The 18,148-nt window shown below is 61.5% G+C and carries 17 protein-coding genes; 7 read left to right on the forward strand and 10 right to left on the reverse strand.

The window, feature by feature from the left end:
• Positions 1-40 precede the first annotated feature (40 nt).
• Positions 41-2,566: a PepSY domain-containing protein gene (locus AC0IYH_RS14725; protein ID WP_471834908.1), complete on the reverse strand. Its 2,526-nt coding sequence runs from the start codon at positions 2,564-2,566 to the stop codon at positions 41-43.
• A 136-nt stretch (positions 2,567-2,702) separates the two neighbouring features.
• Entirely contained in the window at positions 2,703-4,997 is a 2,295-nt protein-coding gene (locus AC0IYH_RS14730; RefSeq protein WP_471834910.1) for a TonB-dependent receptor, read from the reverse strand.
• A gap of 207 nt (positions 4,998-5,204) precedes the next feature.
• Here AC0IYH_RS14730 and AC0IYH_RS14735 point away from each other — a divergent pair, with 207 nt between their 5' ends.
• From AC0IYH_RS14735 to AC0IYH_RS14750, 4 genes are all read left to right on the forward strand, one after another.
• Positions 5,205-5,885: a Fe2+-dependent dioxygenase gene (locus AC0IYH_RS14735; protein WP_116629149.1), complete on the forward strand. Its 681-nt coding sequence runs from the start codon at positions 5,205-5,207 to the stop codon at positions 5,883-5,885.
• A gap of 1 nt (position 5,886) precedes the next feature.
• Complete coding sequence (locus AC0IYH_RS14740; protein WP_471834912.1) at positions 5,887-6,672, forward strand: tetratricopeptide repeat protein; 786 nt, start codon at positions 5,887-5,889, stop codon at positions 6,670-6,672.
• A gap of 65 nt (positions 6,673-6,737) precedes the next feature.
• On the forward strand, positions 6,738-7,004 hold the full coding sequence (locus AC0IYH_RS14745; RefSeq protein ID WP_471834914.1) for a CopG family ribbon-helix-helix protein: 267 nt from the start codon (positions 6,738-6,740) through the stop codon (positions 7,002-7,004).
• Positions 7,004-7,279 carry a type II toxin-antitoxin system RelE/ParE family toxin gene (locus AC0IYH_RS14750; protein ID WP_471834916.1) on the forward strand — a complete coding sequence of 92 codons (276 nt, stop codon included), beginning with the start codon at positions 7,004-7,006 and terminating at the stop codon, positions 7,277-7,279. The genes AC0IYH_RS14745 and AC0IYH_RS14750 overlap by 1 nt, the downstream gene beginning before the upstream one ends.
• 59 nt (positions 7,280-7,338) lie before the next feature.
• Here AC0IYH_RS14750 and AC0IYH_RS14755 read toward each other — a convergent pair whose 3' ends face one another.
• From AC0IYH_RS14755 to AC0IYH_RS14775, 5 genes are all read right to left on the reverse strand, one after another.
• Positions 7,339-8,502: a type III PLP-dependent enzyme gene (locus AC0IYH_RS14755; protein ID WP_116629145.1), complete on the reverse strand. Its 1,164-nt coding sequence runs from the start codon at positions 8,500-8,502 to the stop codon at positions 7,339-7,341.
• Positions 8,503-8,983: 481 nt separating this feature from the next.
• Positions 8,984-10,141, reverse strand: coding sequence for an osmoprotectant ABC transporter ATP-binding protein OsmV (locus tag AC0IYH_RS14760; protein ID WP_099587069.1), 1,158 nt, complete (start codon positions 10,139-10,141; stop codon positions 8,984-8,986).
• Positions 10,138-10,791, reverse strand: a complete 654-nt coding sequence (locus tag AC0IYH_RS14765) for an ABC transporter permease (protein ID WP_027604864.1) — start codon at positions 10,789-10,791, stop codon at positions 10,138-10,140. Before AC0IYH_RS14765 ends, AC0IYH_RS14760 begins: the two co-directional genes overlap by 4 nt.
• 11 nt (positions 10,792-10,802) lie before the next feature.
• On the reverse strand, positions 10,803-11,696 hold the full coding sequence (locus tag AC0IYH_RS14770) for a glycine betaine ABC transporter substrate-binding protein (protein ID WP_116629144.1): 894 nt from the start codon (positions 11,694-11,696) through the stop codon (positions 10,803-10,805).
• 20 nt (positions 11,697-11,716) lie between these two features.
• Entirely contained in the window at positions 11,717-12,433 is a 717-nt protein-coding gene (locus AC0IYH_RS14775; RefSeq protein ID WP_025856261.1) for an ABC transporter permease, read from the reverse strand.
• Positions 12,434-12,764: 331 nt separating this feature from the next.
• On the opposite strand from AC0IYH_RS14775, the gene AC0IYH_RS14780 reads away from it, so the two are divergent.
• From AC0IYH_RS14780 to AC0IYH_RS14790, 3 genes are all read left to right on the forward strand, one after another.
• The gene (locus AC0IYH_RS14780) at positions 12,765-14,348 is read left to right on the forward strand and encodes a peptide chain release factor 3 (RefSeq protein ID WP_116629143.1); all 1,584 of its coding nucleotides are present in this window, start codon (positions 12,765-12,767) and stop codon (positions 14,346-14,348) included.
• Positions 14,349-14,566: 218 nt separating this feature from the next.
• A complete protein-coding gene (locus AC0IYH_RS14785) occupies positions 14,567-14,812 on the forward strand; it encodes a hypothetical protein (RefSeq protein WP_122773680.1) in 246 nt (81 codons plus the stop codon).
• 83 nt (positions 14,813-14,895) lie between these two features.
• Positions 14,896-15,159, forward strand: a complete 264-nt coding sequence (locus AC0IYH_RS14790) for a hypothetical protein (protein WP_116629141.1) — start codon at positions 14,896-14,898, stop codon at positions 15,157-15,159.
• Positions 15,160-15,276: 117 nt separating this feature from the next.
• Here AC0IYH_RS14790 and AC0IYH_RS14795 read toward each other — a convergent pair whose 3' ends face one another.
• The 3 genes from AC0IYH_RS14795 to AC0IYH_RS14805 are packed head-to-tail and all read right to left on the reverse strand — an operon-like array spanning position 15,277 to position 18,138.
• A complete protein-coding gene (locus AC0IYH_RS14795) occupies positions 15,277-16,248 on the reverse strand; it encodes a peptide ABC transporter ATP-binding protein (protein ID WP_124422362.1) in 972 nt (323 codons plus the stop codon).
• Positions 16,248-17,216: an ABC transporter ATP-binding protein gene (locus tag AC0IYH_RS14800; RefSeq protein WP_116629140.1), complete on the reverse strand. Its 969-nt coding sequence runs from the start codon at positions 17,214-17,216 to the stop codon at positions 16,248-16,250. The genes AC0IYH_RS14795 and AC0IYH_RS14800 overlap by 1 nt, the downstream gene beginning before the upstream one ends.
• Positions 17,217-17,226: 10 nt before the next feature.
• Positions 17,227-18,138, reverse strand: a complete 912-nt coding sequence (locus AC0IYH_RS14805) for an ABC transporter permease subunit (protein ID WP_116629139.1) — start codon at positions 18,136-18,138, stop codon at positions 17,227-17,229.
• Positions 18,139-18,148: the final 10 nt, after the last annotated feature.

The raw sequence follows: 18,148 nt of genomic DNA on the forward strand, positions 1-18,148 counted from the left end.
CTTGCCCCCTCCCACATTAGAATTGTGTTGCTTCAGGTACTCAGTACACATCCCGGCGATAGCGGCCTTGCTCGATCAACCGCTCCACCGCCTCACTGCCCAGCACCTCATGCAGCACTTGGTCCACCCCGGCTGCCATCCCCTGCAAACTCCCGCACACATAAATCGCCGCGCCGTCGGCCAGCCATTTACGCAGCACGTCGGCCGATTCGCGCAGGCGGTCCTGGACGTAGATTTTCTCCTCCTGATCGCGGGAAAACGCCAGGTCCAGCAGCGCCAGGTCACCACTGGCCAGCCAGCCTTGCAGCTCGTCCTGGCACAGGTAGTCGTGGGCGATAGTGCGTTCGCCGAACAGCAGCCAGTTGCGTTGCTGGCCGTCGGCAATCCGCGCCTTGAGCAAGCTGCGCAGGCCGGCGAGGCCGGTGCCGTTGCCGAGCAGGATCAGCGGCACCGGCACCTGCGGCAGGTGGAAACCACTGTTGCGGCGCAGGCGCAGGCTGATCGCCGAACCGATGGCCGCGTGTTCGGTGAGCCAACCCGAGGCCAGGCCCAGGCTGCCGTCCGCGTGGCGCTCCTGGCGTACGATCAGCTCTAGCACGCCGTCACTGGCAATCGAGGCGATGGAGTATTCGCGCATCGCCAACGGTGCCAGCGCATTCACCAGTGCCTGGGCATGCAGGCCCACCAGGTGGGCGCGGTTGTCCGGCAGTTGGCGCGTGGCCAGGGCCTGGTTGAGGCTTTGCGCCAGGCCGTCGATCAGCACGCCATCACTGCTGGCCAGGCCCAGGCCGTGCAGGAAGTGTTCGATGGCCCACGGGCAGTTGCGCGGCAGCACTTCCACCAGGTCACCGGCTTGCCAGCTGTGCGGGGATTCGCTGGTGAGGCCCAGCAGGTAGACGTCGGAGCCGCTGCTGCCACGGTTGAGCAGCGTGCGCTGGCCGAGCGTCCAGTGTTCATACTGGGCGGTCGGCCAGGCGGCCGCCGGCGCGTGGCCGGTCAATTGCCCCAGCTGTTGCTGCCAGCTCAGCAGCGCGGCGCTGTCGCCGCAGTCGACTTCCACTGGCGCGAACAACGGGTTGCCGCCCTGGTTGGTCAGCCAGAAATGCAGGCGCCGGGCAAAGCCGCAGAAGTGTTCGTACTGGCGATCACCCAGGGCCAGCACCGAGTAGTTCAGACCGTTGAGGGGCAGCGCCTGGCCGAGCACGCTGCGCTCGAAACCCCGGGCGTTGTCGGGGGCTTCGCCGTCGCCGAAGGTGCTGACGACAAACAATGCATTTTCCGACTGGCGCAGGTCGTCCGGGCTGACGCTACCCAATGGTTGCACCTTCACCGGCAAGCCCGCCGCCTGCAATTGCCCGGCGGTCTGCCAGGCCAACTGTTCGGCAAACCCGCTCTGGCTGGCAAAGCCGATCAGCCAGGCCGGCGCGTCACTGTGGTTGGCGCCCAGGCTCTTGCGCGCATCCCGCACCTGGCGTTTTTTGCGGCGGCGATCGAGGTACAACAGCCAGCCGGTGATAAAGAACAGCGGCATCAACAGCGAGGTGACGGTGAGGATAATCCGCCCCGCCAGGCCGAAATAACTGCCGGTGTGCAGTGCGTAGAGGCTGGTCAGGATCTGCGCCTTGAAGCTCTTGCTGGCGTACTGCTCGTGGGATTTGACCTCGCCGGTGGCCGGGTCCAGGTTGATCTGGTTCAGCGCGCGGTCGTGGGGCGAATTTTTCAGCAGGTAGTAGACGGTGGCCGGTTGGCCCGCCACGGCCGGCATGCGGATGTTATAGGCGCTCAGGCCGGCGCCCGCGTTGCTGTAGATGCTGCTCCAGATCGCGTCGTAGTTGGCCACGGGCGCCGGGCCTTCCGGCGCCGGGCCGCGTTTGCGCACGCGTTCGTTTTGTGGGGCGTCGGACAGCAGCTTGGTCAGACCCTGGCTGTACCAGTCGTAGGACCAGGACAACCCGGTCAACGCTGACAACAGATAAGCCAGCAGGCACCAGGTGCCGAACACCGAGTGCAGATCCCAGTTGAAGCTACGGCCCTTTTTGCGCCAGTCCAGGGTCAGCCAGGCGCGCCAGCTCGCGACCTGGCGCGGCCAGCGCAGGTACAGGCCGGAGAGGCAGAAAAACACCAGGATCAGGGTGCAGGCGCCGGTGATTTGTCGACCGGTTTCGCCCATCACCAGAAAACGGTGTAACTGCAGGATAAAGCCGAACACGTCCTGGCCGACGGCGTCGCCCATGTAGGCGCCGGTGTAGGGGTCGAAGTAGCGCATCTGGCCGCGACGCTCGCCCGGCGGCGGGGTGAAGAACACGCGGGCGGCATTGCCGCTTTCGCTTTCGACCCACAGCATGGCCACGGTCTTGCCTTCGGTGGTTTCGAGCTTGCGCACCAGTTCGGCGGGCGGCAGCACACCGGCTTCGCGTTTTTCGACGCTTAATACCGTGGGGTTGAGCGCGCGTAAAATTTCATCCTGAAACGAGACCGCAGCCCCGGTGATCCCCATCAAGGCCAGGACCAGCCCGGCAGTGATGCCGAAGAACCAGTGCAACTGGAACAGGGTTTTCTTCAACACGTCTGACCGCCTCGTCTATCTGAATATGTAGGGCACGGCGCGCATTATGCCGTGGGTTATCGAGAAATATTCTGTTTAACACGCAAAAGCCCCGCGCATCCGATGCGTGGGGCTTTTGCCGGGTTGTTGTCCGCGTTTAGAAGTGGAAACTGGTGCTCAACAACGCCGTGCGACCGGCTGCCTGGGTCGCGAAGTGCGAGGCGTAGGCTTTGTCGTAGTAGGTCTTGTCGGTCAGGTTCTGCACGTTCAGTTGCAGGTCGATGTTCTTGGTCAGTTTGTAGCTGGCCATGGCGTCGTAGCGGGTGTAGGACGGCACATAGACGGTGTTGCCGGCATCGCCGTACACATCGTCCACGTAGAAGGCGCCGCCGCCGATGGTCAGCTTGGGTGTGAGGGCATAGGTGGTCCAGAGGCTGAACGAGTTCTCTGGGGTGTTGGGCATCTGGTTGCCTTTGTTGGAACCGACCTGCACGACACCTTGGCGGTTGCCGTTCTTGCCCGGGTCAACCAGCTCGGCTTTCAAGTAGCTGTAGCCGGCGAACACTTGCCATTGCTCGGTGATCTTGCCGCTGGCCGACAGCTCGAGGCCGTCGACGCGGGATTCACCGGCGGTTTCGTAGGTGTTGGAATCCACCAGGATGCGCGTATTTTTCTTCTCGGTCCGGAACACCGCCGCAGCCAGGGACAGGCGGTTGTGGAACAGGTCCCACTTGGTGCCCAGCTCGTAGTTGACGGTTTCTTCGGGTTGCAGGTCGCTGGTGTTGATGCCGGTCGGGATCGCGTTGTTGTCGACGCCTTCACCTACCAGGCCGCCGGCCGGCGAGGCCGAGGTGGCGTAGGAGGTGTAGATACTGCCGTTGTCCAGCGGCTTCCAGACCAGGCCGGCCTGCCAATTGAAGAACTGGCTGTCGTCCTTGACCTTGCTGCGTCCCGCCGTGGCGTTGGTGTTGGCTTCGGTGTCGAAGGTGTCGTAGCGCAGGCCGACGTTGAGCAGCCATTTGGGGTCCAGCTCGATGGTGTCGAACACATAGGCGGCGCGACTGGTGGCCTTGGTGTTGGTGCCGTTGTAGTTGCGCGCGATGGTGCCGTTCCAGGCGTCGTCGGGGTTCGGGTTGCTCAGCGAGGTGCACTGGCCGCCTCGGCCGCCGCCGGCCACGGTGCAGCCGCCTGCAGGGTTGGTGTTGGGGGTCACGGTGTAGCCGCTGACGCGGGTTTCTTCGCCGGTGAATTCCAGGCCGGTGGAGTAGCTGTGCTTCAAGCCCAGTGCCTGGAAGCTGCCGAACAGGTCGGTCTGGTTGGTGGTGGTCGTGGTGGTCGAGACGCGGGTGTTGGCGCGACGCCACACGGTGCCGAAACGGCTGACGTTGCGCTGGCTGTCGTCCGGTTGGGTGAGCACGTAATCCTGGCCGGTGCTGCCGTGGCGCAGGGTGTTTTTCAGGGTCATGGTGTCGCTCAGGTCGTGCTCGACGGAGATTGTGCTGATGTCGGCGCGGGTCTTGCGGAAATCGCGGCTTTTGAGGCCGTAGAAGTTATTGCTGTCGCCACCGTCGGTGGGTTTGTCGTGCACATGGGTGGTGGCAGTGGCCGAGCCGTAGCCATACGGAATGCCCGAATCCGGCAGGTCGTTGCTTTCCATGTGGTAGTAGCTGAGGTTGACGCGGGTCGGGGTGCCCAGGCCGAAGGTCAGCGACGGCGCCACGCCCCAGCGGTCGTAGTTGACCGCATCGCGGCTGGCCACGTTCTGTTCGTGGCTCATTAGGTTCAAACGGAACGCGGCGCTGTCGTCGAGGAACTGGCGGTTCACGTCGAGCACGTAGCGGCGGGTCTGGTCGGAGCCGTAGGTGAAGCCGCCGTTGGTGAAGTCCCGCGCCTGGGGGGTCTTGCTCACCAGGTTGAGGCTGCCACCGGCCGAGCCACGGCCGCCGAACGAGGAGTTGGGGCCTTTGCTGACTTCGATCGATTCAATGTCGAAGATTTCGCGGCTCTGGCCGCCGGTGTCGCGCACGCCGTCGAGGTAGGTGTCGCCCTGGGCGTCAAAACCGCGGATGAACGGGCGGTCGCCCTGGGGGTTGCCGCCTTCGCCGGCGCCGAAGGTGATGCCCGGTACGGTGCGCAAGGCATCCTGCAACGAGGTCGCGGCGGTGTCCTTGAGCACTTGTTGCGGCACCACGGTGACCGAGCGCGGGGTGTCCACCAGCGGCGCGGTGTATTTCTGCGAAGAGGCTTTTTCGACCTGATAGGTGGTGTTGTCCTGTTCTTCGCCGGTGATGCTGGTGGCGCCCAGGGAGATGCTGTTGCGCTGGCCCTTTTGCTCAGTGTCTTCGGCCGCTTGCGCCATATGGGCTGCAGAGCTGGCGCCGAGGGCTACGCCGATGGCCGAGGCCAGCAAACGTGGTGAACCGGCCGGTGTTTTTATTGAAGTGCGCGACATGACGTGTCCTTTCCCCAAGGCTGTGAGGCCGCGGAATATAGGGTGAACAAGACTTCATATCAATTGAGATACATTGCTAATTGCACTGAATTTACATTCTTTACACTTTTTGCTTACGGTATTTACGAACTCATCCGTCTGCGCCGTTTTACACGGCGGATAAGAATCAATACCATTGGCGCCTCTCTGCTTTCAGGTATTGCCCCCATGCTCCTGCACATTCCCGGCCTGTTCTCTCGCGAGGAAGTGCAGCGCATCCGCCAGGCCCTGGAAAACACCGACTGGGCCGACGGCAAAATCACTGCCGGGCACCAGTCCGCCAAAGCCAAGCACAACCTGCAATTGCCCGAAGGCCACCCGCTGGCCAAGGAAATCGGCGCGGCGATGCTTGAGCGCTTGTGGAACAACCCGCTGTTTATGTCGGCGGCGTTACCGCACAAGGTGTTCCCGCCGTTGTTCAACTGCTACACCGCCGGCAAAAGCTTCGACTTCCATATCGATAACGCCGTGCGCCAGGCCCGGGGCAGCCATGAGCGGGTGCGCACCGACTTGTCGTCCACGCTGTTCTTCAGCGACCCGGAGGAGTACGACGGCGGCGAACTGGAGATCCAGGACACCTTCGGCCTGCAGCGCGTCAAGTTGCCGGCCGGCGACATGGTGCTGTACCCCGGCTCCAGCCTGCACAAAGTCAACGCTGTAACCCGTGGCGCGCGGTATGCCTCGTTCTTCTGGACCCAAAGCCTGGTGCGCGAAGACAGCCAGCGCACGCTGCTGTTCGAGATGGACGGCGCGATCCAGCAACTCACCACGGACGTGCCCGACCACCCGGCGCTGATCCAGCTCACCGGCACCTATCACAACCTGCTGCGCCGCTGGGTCGAGGTCTGACATGGGCTTTTTATTGCGCCGCGAAGAAGTGCTCAACGTCGAGCAGTTGCAAAGCATGCTCGACGACTCGCCGGTGCGCGCGGCCCAGGCGATCCTGATCGCGGCGAAGGAGGGCGTGGTGGATGCCCAGGCGTTGCTCGGGCAAATCCTGCTGGAAGGCCGCGGCATTGCACGCGATGAAGCGCTGGGTTTGCGCTGGTTCCAGATCGCGGCCCACGGCGGACACTTGATGGCGCGCAATATGGCCGGACGTTGCCTGGAGCACGGCTGGGGTTGCGCCCTCGATGAGGCGGGCGCTGCACGGGAATACCGCAAGGCCGCCGAGGCGGGGCTGGATTGGGGTCAGTACAACTACGCTAACCTGCTGGCGACCGGTCGCGGTGTTGCTGAAGATCAGCCGCAAGCGCTGAGCTTCTATCGCCAGGCGGCAGAGCAGGGCCATGCCAAGTCGATGAACCTGCTGGGGCGGTATCTGGAAGACGGTCAGCATTGCCCGCGGGATCTGCACGCGGCTGTGGACTGGTACCGACGTTCTGCCGAAGCCGGGGATTTCCGTGGGCAGTTCAGCTATGCGGCGGTGCTGGCGGACCGAGGCCAGGTCGACGCGGCGCTGGACTGGTTGCGCAAGGCGCTGGCGGGAGGCAACCTCAAGTTTTTGCGAACGGCGCATAGGATGCTTATAAAGGCAGCTCAGCCCAAAATCAGGGCTATAGCAGTAGAGTTTGAGCGAAGGGGCGCGCAACTAAACGATGAGCGGAACGCTGCTGAGGTTGCTGCTCAGGCTTAAATCACTATGATTGACTCTGATTCAATATCAATCAGATGCTACGCAATGTTGCGAAGAGAGGTTTCATGGGCGCCGACACCAAAGTACTGACAGCTCACGTCCCCACGGCCTTGGCCCAAAAAGTCGATCAGATGGCGGCGCGTATGGATCGTTCGCGTGGGTGGATCGTCAAGCAAGCCCTGGCTGATTGGGTAGATTTGGAAGAGGAGCGCAGCCGACTTACGCGAGAGGCCTTGGCAGATGTTGATGCCGGCCGCGTGATTGATCAGCAGGCGGTCCAAGCCTGGGCCGATAGTTTAAGCACAGACACACCCTTGGCGGTGCCGCGCTGATGGAGTTGAAGTGGACGAGTAAAGCCCTTTCAGACCTTGCACGACTTTTCGACTTCCTCGCCGTTGTAAATCGCCAAGCTGCTGCACGAACTGTGCAGTCACTTGCTCAGGCGCCTATGAGTCTGTTGAGCAATCCGCGTATAGGCGAAAGGGTCGAAGAGTTCGAACCGCGAGACGTAAGACGGCTGTTGGTGGGGCATTACGAAATGCGCTACGAGATTCAAGAATCCACCCTCTACATTTTGCGCTTGTGGCACGTGCGGGAAGATCGTTGATGTTCAGGCAGCCATAAAAAAACCCATGACACGTCATGGGTTTTTTATGCGTGGCGCTCTTACACGTAGAACGACTTCAACGGCGGGAAGCCATTGAATTCAACCGCGCTGTAGCTGGTGGTGTAGGCACCGGTCGACAGCCAGTACAGGCGGTCACCGATGGCCAGGTTCAGCGGCAGGCCGTACTTGTAGTTTTCGTACATGATGTCGGCGCTGTCGCAGGTAGGACCGGCGATGACCACTTCTTCCATCTCGCCTTTCTTCTCGGTCCAGATCGGGAACTTGATGGCTTCGTCCATGGTTTCGATCAGGCCGGAGAATTTGCCCACATCCGTGTACACCCAACGCTCGACGGCGGTGCGCGATTTACGCGCTACCAGCACCACTTCGCTGACCAGGATACCGGCGTTGGCGATCAACGAACGGCCCGGCTCCAGGATGATTTCCGGCAGGTCATCACCGAAGTCTTCCTTGAGGAAACGGATAATTTCTTCGGCGTAGGTTTCCAGGCTGTTGGTGCGGGTGATGTAGTTGGCCGGGAAGCCGCCGCCCATGTTGATCAGCTTGAGGTGGATGCCGTCTTCTTCTTTCAGGCGCTCGAAGATCACTTTGACCTTGGCGATGGCGGCGTCCCACACGCTGATGTCGCGTTGTTGCGAGCCGACGTGGAACGAGATGCCGTACGGCACCAGGCCCAGGTCACGGGCGAGGATCAGCAGGTCCATGGCCATGTCGGTCTGGCAGCCGAATTTGCGCGACAAAGGCCAGTCGGCCGTGGTCGAGCCTTCGGTAAGGATACGCACATAGACTTTCGAGCCCGGCGCGGCCTTGGCGATGTTGCGCAGGTCGGCTTCGGAGTCGGTGGAGAACAGACGCACGCCCTTTTCAAAGAAGTAGCGGATGTCCTTGGATTTCTTGATGGTGTTGCCGTAGCTGATACGGTCGGCGCTGACGCCGCGGTCCATGACCTTGTCCAGCTCGTAGATCGAGGCGATGTCGAAGCTCGAACCTTTCTCTTTGAGCAGGTCGATGATCTCGACGGCCGGGTTGGCCTTGACCGCGTAATACACCTTGGCGAATTCGAAACCGGCGCGCAGGTCATCGTAGGCCTGGCTGATCATCGCGGTGTCGATCACCACGAACGGGGTTTCCTGTTTGTCGGCGAACGCCTTCATTTTGTCAAAAGTGGCGCGCGCGAAATAGTCTTCGACGTTGATCGACATGCTGGGAACTCCTACTGGCAAACTGAAATTAACAATGGGTGCAAATGAACGTCCTCCGTATCCCCACTTTGGTTCGCCTACTTCCCAAGGCATGTCGCCGAAAGCAAAAAGGCCATGGGATAACCGCTGCCCTTGGCCTTGCTGTCTCGTCGTCAGTACTTGAGCCGGATGGATCGTTTCCAGCATGGACGTTCGGCGCGAACTTTAGGGCGTGAGGGGCTTTAGATCAACTAAAAATGTCGCGTTTTTGCACGCGTTCGTCGCGCGATGGCGTGCAGCTACTTATGTAACCGACAGGTGTGACGGATTGATGTTCCCCGGAAGGGGCAAATCGACGGTATTTCCCTGACACACTGCAGGGCAAATGTGGGAGGGGGCTTGCTCCCGATAGCGGTGTGTCAGTTGATAAATCTGTAACTGACCCACCGCTATCGGGAGCAAGCCCCCTCCCACATTTTGAACTTTGCGGTGTCAGTTCAGATCAGGCCAGGGCAGTCTCGGCAGGCGAGACGATGCTGGTCTTGCCCCCACGCGACTTACCGGAGCTCAAATACTCGGCAATCGATTCCTGAGTCACTTCACCGAGGAACACCCGCTCCGCGTCCATCACCGGCAGCCACGAACGGTTGAACTCGTACATGCGCGACAGCAGGATGCGCAAGTGCTCGTCGTACGCCGCCGTGGCGTTGAACTCGCGCAGGTACTGGCCGCAGGTACCGGTCTGACGGTGCAGGTCGCGACGTCGTACATAACCCAGCGCCTTGTTCTCGGCACAGGTGACCACCACGTAGCGGCGGTCGGTTTCATCCATCAGTTCCAGGGCATCGGCCACCGGGGTTTCCGGGCTCACCGACGGGGCGTTGTCCGCCGCGTCTTCGGCCTTCACCAGCAGCAGGCGCTTGAGGGTACTGTCCTGGCCCACGAAGTTGCTGACGAACTCGTCGGCCGGGTGCGCCAGCAAGGTGTCCGGGTGGTCGATCTGCAGCAGCTTGCCGGCGCGGAAGATGGCGATCTTGTCACCCAGCTTGATGGCTTCGTCGATGTCGTGGCTGACCATGATCACGGTCTTGTTCAGCGCGCGCTGCATCTCGAAGAATTCGTTCTGGATCATCTCGCGGTTGATCGGGTCGACCGCGCCGAACGGCTCATCCATCAGCAGCAGCGGGGCATCCGCCGCCAGCGCGCGGATCACGCCGATACGCTGTTGCTGGCCGCCCGACAGTTCGCGCGGGTAGCGATGCAGGTACTGCTTGGGTTCCAGCTTGATCATGCTCATCAACTCGCGGGCGCGGTCGTGGCATTTCTGCTTGTCCCAGCCGAGCAGCTTGGGCACGACCACGATGTTTTCCTCGATGGTCATGTTCGGGAACAGGCCGATCTGCTGGATCACGTAGCCGATGTTGCGACGCAGGGTCACTTCGTCGAGGTCAGTGGTGTCTTCGCCGTTGATCAGGATCTTGCCCGAGCTGGGCTTGATCAGGCGATTGATCATTTTCAGCGTGGTGCTCTTGCCGCAACCCGACGGGCCGAGGAACACACAAATCTCGCCTTCATTGACGGTCAGGCTGACATCGTTGACGGCAGTGATGGTCTTGCCGTTGCTTTGAAAAGTCTTGGACAGGTTTTGAAGTTCGATCATTTGAGCAATCCTTTTGGAGTCAGCGAGCGTTGCAGCCATTGCAGAAGCAGGTCGGCGAAGATGGCCAGGAGACTGACCAGCACGGCGCCGACGATCAGCATCGACATGTCGCTGCGGCTGATGGAAGCCAGAATAAGTACACCCAGACCACCGGCGCCGATGGTGGCGGCGATGGTCATCACACCAATGTTCATCACCACGGCGGTGCGCACACCGGCGAGGATCACCGGCACGGCAATCGGCAACTCGACCATGCGCAGGCGCTGGCCGAAGGTCATGCCGATGCCTTTGGCGGCCTCGCGAATGCCCGGTTCCACGCCGGTGAGTGCCAGGTAGGTGTTACGCATGATCGGCAGCAGGGAGTAGAGGAACACGGCGGTGATCGCCGGCATCGGGCCCAGGCCCTGGCCGAATTTGGAGTAGAACGGCAGCAGCAGGCCGAACAGCGCGATGGACGGCACGGTCAGCAGCACCGTGGCGCTGGCCTGCAACGGGCCGGCCAGGGTCGGGAAGCGGGTCATCAGCACGCCCAGGGGCACGCCGACGACAATCGCGAGGATCACTGCGATGCCGACCAGGGTGATGTGCTGCCAGGTCAGGTGCAGGACCTGGGCCCAATCAAGATGGGAAAAGGCGTTCAGGAATTCCATGTCTTCTCCTCTTAGTTGATGGGGTGTTGGCGCAGGAAGTCTGCGGCCACGGCGGACGGGCTTTCATGGTCGACGTCGACGCGCGCGTTGAGCTGGCGCATGGTTTCGTCGTCGAACAGGTCGGCCAGCGGCTTGAGGTCGGCGGCCAGTTGCGGGTGCGCGTCGAGGTACGCCTGACGCACCACCGGTGCGGCGGTGTAGTCGGGGAAGTAGTGCTTGTCGTCTTCCAGCAGCTTCAATTTGAAGGCATTCAAGCGCCCGTCAGTGGTGTAGACCAAACCGGCAAACACCTGGCCATTACGCAAGGCGGTGTAGACCAGGCCGGCGTCCATCTGGCGCGTGTTTTTGCGGGTGAGGTTCATGTCGTACAGCTTGACCATGCCACCCATGCCGTCGGAACGGTTGGCGAACTCGGTATCCAGGGCCACCAGGCGGTTTTGTTTGCTGTCCTCGGCGAGGGCCTTGGTCAGGTCGCTGATGCTGTTGATCTGCGGGAATTCCTTGGCCACGTTGTCGGGCAGCGCCAACGCGTAGGTGTTGCTGAATTTCGACGGCGACAGCCAGACCAGGCCTTTTTTCGCGTCGAGTTCTTTCACACGGGCGTAGGTTTGTGCGCTGTCGAGTTTCTCGTCGACATGGTTGTAAGCCACCAGCGACACGCCGGTATATTCCCAGAGCATATCCAGTTGCCCGCTTTCCTGGGCACTGCGCGCCAGGTTGCTGCCCAGGCCGCCGGTCACGCGGGTGTCGTAACCCTTGGTGCGCAGGTACTGGGAGGTGATTTCGGCGAGCAGGGTCTGTTCGGTGAACACCCGGGCGCCGATGCGGATAACCGGTTTTTCAGCGGCTTGCGCAATGCCTGCAAACAGCAGGACGCAGCCAAATATCAAGCTTAGTTTTTTCATGTGATTTCCTTTACCCAGCCTTAAGACGGACGCAACCCGCGTTCCAGCCAGAGGCGGCTGGCCATGGTCACCAGACCGTCGAGCAGCAATGCCAGCAGCGCGGTGCACGCGGCGCCGAGCAGCAGTTGCGGCTGATTGTTCAGGGCAATGCCGGGGAAGATCAGGCTGCCCAGGCTGTTGGCACCGATCAGGAACGCCAGCGGCGCGGTACCGACGTTGATCGCCAGGGCCACGCGCACACCGCCGATGATGATCGGCACGGCGTTGGGCAACTCCACGCGAAACAGCACCTGGCGTGGAGTCATGCCGATGCCGGTGGCGGCTTCCTTGAGCGAGCCTTGAACGTTTTTCAGGCCTTCGTAGGTGTTACGCACGATAGGCAGGAGGGAGGCGAGGAACAGCGCGAAGATGGCCGGGCCACTGCCGATGCCGAGGACGCCGAGGGCGATGGCCAGTACGGCCAGGGGCGGGACGGTGTTGCCGATGTTGAAGATCTGCATGAAGCGTTCTGCGCGCCCGACCATGTTCGGTCGGCTGAGCAGGATACCGGCGGGGATGCCCACAACGAGGGCCGCCAGCATGGAGACTAGAACGAGGATCAGGTGTGCTTGCAGGTAAAACAACAAATCGTCGCGGTACAGTTCGATCGTGTTGATGCCGATCCAGTGGACCAGCAGGGCCAAGAGGGCGACGACAACCGCTCCTCCTATCAGCCCTTTGCCATAGCGAATAGCCACAGGCGGACTCCTTTTTTCTTTTGTCGGCGAACACATTTCCGAGCGGCAATGCCATTCCTGGCTGTCGGCGAATGAGTTCGCGAAAAGCAGCTCGCCGATACCGGCAACGCGGTATGCGATCGAGCCATGAGCGCAGCCTCGTCAGGCTAACTTGCTGATTTATCAGCCCCTGTTCCGAGTGCGGTAGCAGGGGAGTGGACGTCTCTACCTTTTAAAAGGTTCCATACTTGGCAGCATTTAGCCACCCCCAATCGGGTGAACGGTGGTCCGGCCCCCGGGGTTTGCGCTATACTCGCCGCCCTTTTTTGACTCACCTGCCAGGCGATTTCCCATGACCCACCAGGCCGCCGAAGTCGCGAAACGCCGCACTTTCGCCATTATTTCCCACCCCGATGCCGGTAAAACCACCATCACCGAGAAGCTGTTGCTGATGGGCAAGGCAATCGCTGTGGCCGGCACGGTGAAATCGCGCAAATCCGACCGCCATGCGACATCCGACTGGATGGAGATGGAGAAACAACGGGGTATCTCCATTACCACGTCGGTCATGCAGTTCCCGTATCGCGACCACATGGTCAACCTGCTCGACACCCCGGGCCACGAAGACTTCTCCGAAGACACCTACCGCACCCTGACCGCGGTGGACTCGGCCTTGATGGTCCTCGACGGCGGTAAGGGTGTAGAGCCACGGACCATCGCGCTGATGGACGTGTGCCGCCTGCGTGACACACCAATCGTCAGCTTCATCAACAAACTTGACCGCGACATCCGCGACCCCATCGAGTTGCTGGATGAAATCGAAGCGGTCCTGAAGATCAAGGCCGCGCCGATCACCTGGCCGATCGGTTGCTACCGCGACTTCAAGGGTGTGTACCACCTGGCTGACGACTACATCATTGTCTACACCGCCGGCCACGGTCATGAACGCACCGATGTGAAAATCATCGAGAAGCTGGACTCCGACGAAGCCCGCGCGCACCTGGGTGACGAGTACGACCGCTTTGTCGATCAGCTGGAACTGGTGCAGGGTGCCTGCCATGAGTTCAACCAGCAGGAATTCCTCGACGGTCAACTGACCCCGGTGTTCTTCGGGACTGCCCTGGGCAACTTTGGCGTCGACCACGTGCTCGACGCCGTTGTGAACTGGGCGCCGAAGCCTTTGGCCCGTGTCGCCAACGAGCGCACCGTGGAGCCTGTGGAAGAAAAATTCACCGGTTTCGTGTTCAAGATCCAGGCGAACATGGACCCCAAACACCGCGACCGCATCGCCTTCATGCGCATTTGCTCGGGCAAATACGAAAAAGGCATGAAGATGCGCCACGTGCGCACCGGCAAGGACGTACGCATCGGCGACGCTCTGACGTTCTTCTCCTCCGAGCGTGAGCAGCTGGAAGAGGCGTTTGCCGGCGACATCATCGGTTTGCACAACCACGGCACCATCCAGATCGGCGACACCTTCACCGAAGGCGAAGTGCTGGGCTTTACCGGTATCCCGCACTTTGCGCCGGAGTTGTTCCGCCGTGTGCGCCTGCGTGACCCGCTCAAATCCAAGCAACTGCGCCAGGGTTTGCAGCAGTTGGCGGAAGAGGGCGCCACGCAGGTGTTCTTCCCCGAGCGCAGCAACGACATCATCCTGGGCGCCGTGGGTGTGCTGCAGTTTGATGTGGTGGCCAGCCGCTTGAAGGAGGAATACAAGGTTGAGTGCTCTTATGAGCCGATCACCGTGTATTCCGCGCGCTGGATTGATTGCAGCGATAAGAAGAAGTTGGAAGAGTTCTCCAACAAGGCCGTGGAAAACCTCGCGGTGGATGGCGGTGGTCACCTGACCTACCTGGCGCCGACGCGGGTTAACCTGGCGTTGATGGAAGAGCGGTGGCCGGATGTGAAGTTTCGGGCTACTCGCGAGCATCATTAAGGTCTTGGGTTTGGGGCATATCCGTTATTTAGGTAACGGCGGCTTAGGGTTCCGCTCTTACAGCGGGTTACTTTTGGGGCTCTTTTCCAAAAGTGACCCGCCTTAAGGGCGGAACCCATATCAGCCACACCCCAAACAACGGATATGCCCCCAAACACTGGCAAAAACCCCACATCCGGTCTAGCGTTTCCCCATTCCCCACCCAAAAGGAAACCCTAGTGCGCCGCGCCAAACCCATCCTCCACCTGGCCCTGCTCGCCACCCTCGCGCTGTCCATCCCCCAGGCTGTAGCAGGCGCAGGCACCCCCCAGTGGAAAGACACCGGCCCCGTCACCAAGAAAAAACAGCAGGAAGTCAATTCCGGCAGCTGGAAACCGCAGGCCCAGCCCGCGCCGAAGGAAGATCAGGAAAACCCCTACAACGATGGCGAGGACAGTGAAACTTACGACGATGGCGAAACCTGAAGCCTGGCGCAAACCCCGCATCGGGGCTAGCGTCAACGCTGGCGGCGGTACGTCACTGCCGAGCTGATTGGACGGAATCAACCATGAGTATTTTTCAACGAGTCGTGCTGTTGATAAAAGTGCTGGTGCTGTTGTCGTTGGGGATGTCGACGGCCTGGGCGCACAACCCGGTGCAGGGCGGTGCCGCGCTGTCGGCGACGCACAGCGCGCCAGATTTGCAGCTGGCCAAGTCGGAGTCCGAAGGCGGTGACAAGGACCAGGGCGGCAGCAAGGATGACGATGACTCCACCACCAACGAGCCGGACAGCGACGACCCGGACGATGACGACGGCGACAGCCAAACGTAGGCCAAAGCCAAAAAAAAGCCCCTCCCGTCAGGCTGATGCGCAACTTGACGGGAGGGGCTGTGTAACGCGGTCAATGCCCTGGACTTATCCCCAGGGCATTTTTTGTGGCTGAACGCCTCAGGCCACAAACTGCTCCGCATAGTGGCAAGCCACTTGGCGGTTATCCAGCGGGCGCAACAGCGGTTCCTCGGTGCTGCAGCGTGCGGTCGCGTACGGGCAGCGCTTGTGGAATGCGCAGCCGGGTGGCGGGTTCAGCGGGTTGGGCAGCTCGCCGACGATCTTGATCTTCGGCTTGTTCGGGTCCGGATGGATGGTCGGGGTGGCCGACAGCAGCGCCTGGGTGTAGGGGTGCAGCGGGCGCGCATAGATGTCTTCCTTGGGACCGACTTCAACCGGGCGGCCGAGGTACATCACCATCACATCGTCGGCGACGTGTTGCACCACCGCGAGGTTGTGGGAGATGAACACGTAGGCCGTGTTGAACTCCTGCTGCAGGTCCATGAACAGGTTGAGAACCTGGGCCTGGATCGACACGTCCAGGGCAGAGGTCGGCTCATCCGCCACCAGTACTTTGGGTTGCAGCATCATGGCGCGGGCCAGGGCGATGCGCTGGCGCTGGCCGCCGGAGAACATGTGCGGGTAGCGCTGATAATGCTCGGGGCGCAGACCCACTTGCTTCATCATCGCCTGCACTTTTTCGCGGCGTTCGGCGGCGGACAGGTTGGTGTTGATCAGCAGCGGCTCGCCGAGCTGGTCACCGACTTTCTGCCGTGGGTTCAACGAGGCGTACGGGCTCTGGAACACCATCTGCACGTCTTTGCGCAGTTGCTTGCGCTGGGCCTTGTCGGCGCCGGCAACTTCCTGCCCGGCGATTTTCAAGGAGCCGGACGACGGCTCCTCAATCAGGGTCAGTGCACGCGCCAGGGTCGACTTGCCGCAACCCGACTCGCCTACAACCGCGAGGGTCTTGCCGGCTTCCAGCTCAAACGACACACCATTAAGTGCGCGTACCAGCGCATGGCCCTTGAACAGGCCACGGGAGACTTCGTAGTGACGGGTCAGGTCGCGGGCGGTAAGAACGACGGCCATTACGCCACCTCCTGGTTCAAGGGGTAGAAGCAGCGCGCGAGGCTGTTGGTTTTTGGATCAAGCCCAGGCCGTTGAGTGCGGCAGTTTTCCTGCACGTACGGGCAGCGCGGCGACAGCAGGCAACCTTGCGGGCGGTCGTAACGGCCCGGCACGATACCCGGCAGTGTGGCCAGGCGCGTGGCGCCCAGGCTGTGCTCGGGAATCGCCTTGAGCAGCGCTTCGCTGTAAGGGTGTGCCGGAATGTCGAACAGTTGCGGCACCTGGCCGACTTCCACCGCTTGGCCGGCGTACATCACGCAGACGCGCTGGGCGGTTTCCGCCACAACAGCCAAATCGTGGGTGATCAGCACCAGGCCCATGTTCTGTTCTTTCTGCAGGGCCAGCAGCAGCTCCATGATCTGCGCCTGGATGGTTACGTCCAACGCAGTGGTCGGTTCATCCGCGATCAGCAGTTTCGGCTCGCCGGCAATTGCCATGGCGATAGCCACACGCTGGCTCATACCGCCGGACAGCTGGTGCGGGTAGGCGTCCATACGGCTGGCAGCGCCCGGGATTTCAACCTTTTCGAGCAGCTCGATGGCACGCTTGCGCGCTTGCTTGCCGGACATTTTCAGGTGCAGGCGCAGTACTTCTTCGATCTGGAAACCCACGGTGTAGCTGGGGTTCAGCGCGGTCATCGGATCCTGGAACACCATTGCCAGGTCTTTGCCGACGATCTGGCGACGCTGGCGGTTGCTCAGCTTGAGCATGTCCTTGCCGTCGAAGTTCAGCGCATCGGCGGTGACGATGCCGGGGTGCTCGATCAGGCCCATCAGCGCCATCATGGTCACGGATTTACCCGAGCCCGACTCGCCAACGATCGCCAGTACTTCGCCTTTGTCGACGGAAATGTCGAGGCCATCGACCACCGGCACGGCGGTCTTGTCGCCGAAGCGCACATTGAGATTCTTGATTTCTAACAGTGACATGGGAATCTCCTCAGGCGGCGTTCTTGAGTTTCGGGTCCAGCGCATCGCGCAGGCCGTCACCCATCAAGTTGATTGCCAGCACGCTGAGCAAAATGGTCAAACCAGGCAAGCTCACCACCCACCAGGCGCGTTCGATGTAGTCACGGGCCGAAGCCAGCATGGTGCCCCACTCCGGGGTTGGCGGTTGTACGCCAAGGCCGAGGAAGCCCAGGGCCGCGGCATCGAGGATCGCCGAAGAGAAACTCAGGGTGGCCTGTACGATCAGCGGCGCCATGCAGTTGGGCAGCACGGTGATGAACATCAGGCGTGGCAGGCCGGCGCCGGCGAGGCGGGCGGCGGTCACGTAGTCACGGTTCAGCTCGCCCATCACCGCCGCGCGGGTCAGACGCACGTAGGACGGCAGCGAGACGATAGCGATGGCGATCACGGTGTTGATCAGGCCAGGGCCGAGGATCGCGACAATGGCCACAGCCAGCAGCAGCGACGGCAGGGCCAGCATGATGTCCATCAAACGCATGATGGTCGGGCCGAGCAGGCGTGGGAAGAACCCGGCGAACAGGCCCAGCAGGATGCCCGGGATCAGCGACATCACCACCGACGACAAGCCGATCAGCAAGGACAGGCGCGAACCCTGGATCAGGCGCGAGAGCAGGTCACGGCCCAGTTCATCGGTGCCGAGCAGGAACTGGATCTGCCCGCCTTCCAGCCACGACGGCGGGGTGAGCAGGAAGTCGCGGTATTGCTCGCTGGGGTTATGCGGTGCAACCCACGGGGCGAAGATCGCGCAGAACACGATCAGCACCATGAAGGCCAGGCCGGCAACCGCGCCTTTGTTCTTGGAGAAGGCTTGCCAGAATTCTTTGTACGGGGACGGGTACAGCAGGCTTTGATCGACTGCTGACACTTGAGTAGGTGTGGTCATGGTCTTGATC

The sequence above is a fragment of the Pseudomonas sp. AC463 genome (assembly GCF_979253585.1).

What these genes read in the sequence shown, in the direction of transcription:
- AC0IYH_RS14730 (WP_471834910.1), bottom strand. Translation starts at nt 4,997, where the DNA reads ATGTCGCGCACTTCAATAAAAACACCGGCCGGTTCACCACGTTTGCTG.
- AC0IYH_RS14735 (WP_116629149.1), top strand. Translation starts at nt 5,205, where the DNA reads ATGCTCCTGCACATTCCCGGCCTGTTCTCTCGCGAGGAAGTGCAGCGC.
- AC0IYH_RS14740 (WP_471834912.1), top strand. Translation starts at nt 5,887, where the DNA reads ATGGGCTTTTTATTGCGCCGCGAAGAAGTGCTCAACGTCGAGCAGTTG.
- AC0IYH_RS14745 (WP_471834914.1), top strand. Translation starts at nt 6,738, where the DNA reads ATGGGCGCCGACACCAAAGTACTGACAGCTCACGTCCCCACGGCCTTG.
- AC0IYH_RS14750 (WP_471834916.1), top strand. Translation starts at nt 7,004, where the DNA reads ATGGAGTTGAAGTGGACGAGTAAAGCCCTTTCAGACCTTGCACGACTT.
- AC0IYH_RS14755 (WP_116629145.1), bottom strand. Translation starts at nt 8,502, where the DNA reads ATGTCGATCAACGTCGAAGACTATTTCGCGCGCGCCACTTTTGACAAA.
- AC0IYH_RS14760 (WP_099587069.1), bottom strand. Translation starts at nt 10,141, where the DNA reads ATGATCGAACTTCAAAACCTGTCCAAGACTTTTCAAAGCAACGGCAAG.
- AC0IYH_RS14765 (WP_027604864.1), bottom strand. Translation starts at nt 10,791, where the DNA reads ATGGAATTCCTGAACGCCTTTTCCCATCTTGATTGGGCCCAGGTCCTG.
- AC0IYH_RS14770 (WP_116629144.1), bottom strand. Translation starts at nt 11,696, where the DNA reads ATGAAAAAACTAAGCTTGATATTTGGCTGCGTCCTGCTGTTTGCAGGC.
- AC0IYH_RS14780 (WP_116629143.1), top strand. Translation starts at nt 12,765, where the DNA reads ATGACCCACCAGGCCGCCGAAGTCGCGAAACGCCGCACTTTCGCCATT.
- AC0IYH_RS14790 (WP_116629141.1), top strand. Translation starts at nt 14,896, where the DNA reads ATGAGTATTTTTCAACGAGTCGTGCTGTTGATAAAAGTGCTGGTGCTG.
- AC0IYH_RS14795 (WP_124422362.1), bottom strand. Translation starts at nt 16,248, where the DNA reads ATGGCCGTCGTTCTTACCGCCCGCGACCTGACCCGTCACTACGAAGTC.
- AC0IYH_RS14800 (WP_116629140.1), bottom strand. Translation starts at nt 17,216, where the DNA reads ATGTCACTGTTAGAAATCAAGAATCTCAATGTGCGCTTCGGCGACAAG.
- AC0IYH_RS14805 (WP_116629139.1), bottom strand. Translation starts at nt 18,138, where the DNA reads ATGACCACACCTACTCAAGTGTCAGCAGTCGATCAAAGCCTGCTGTAC.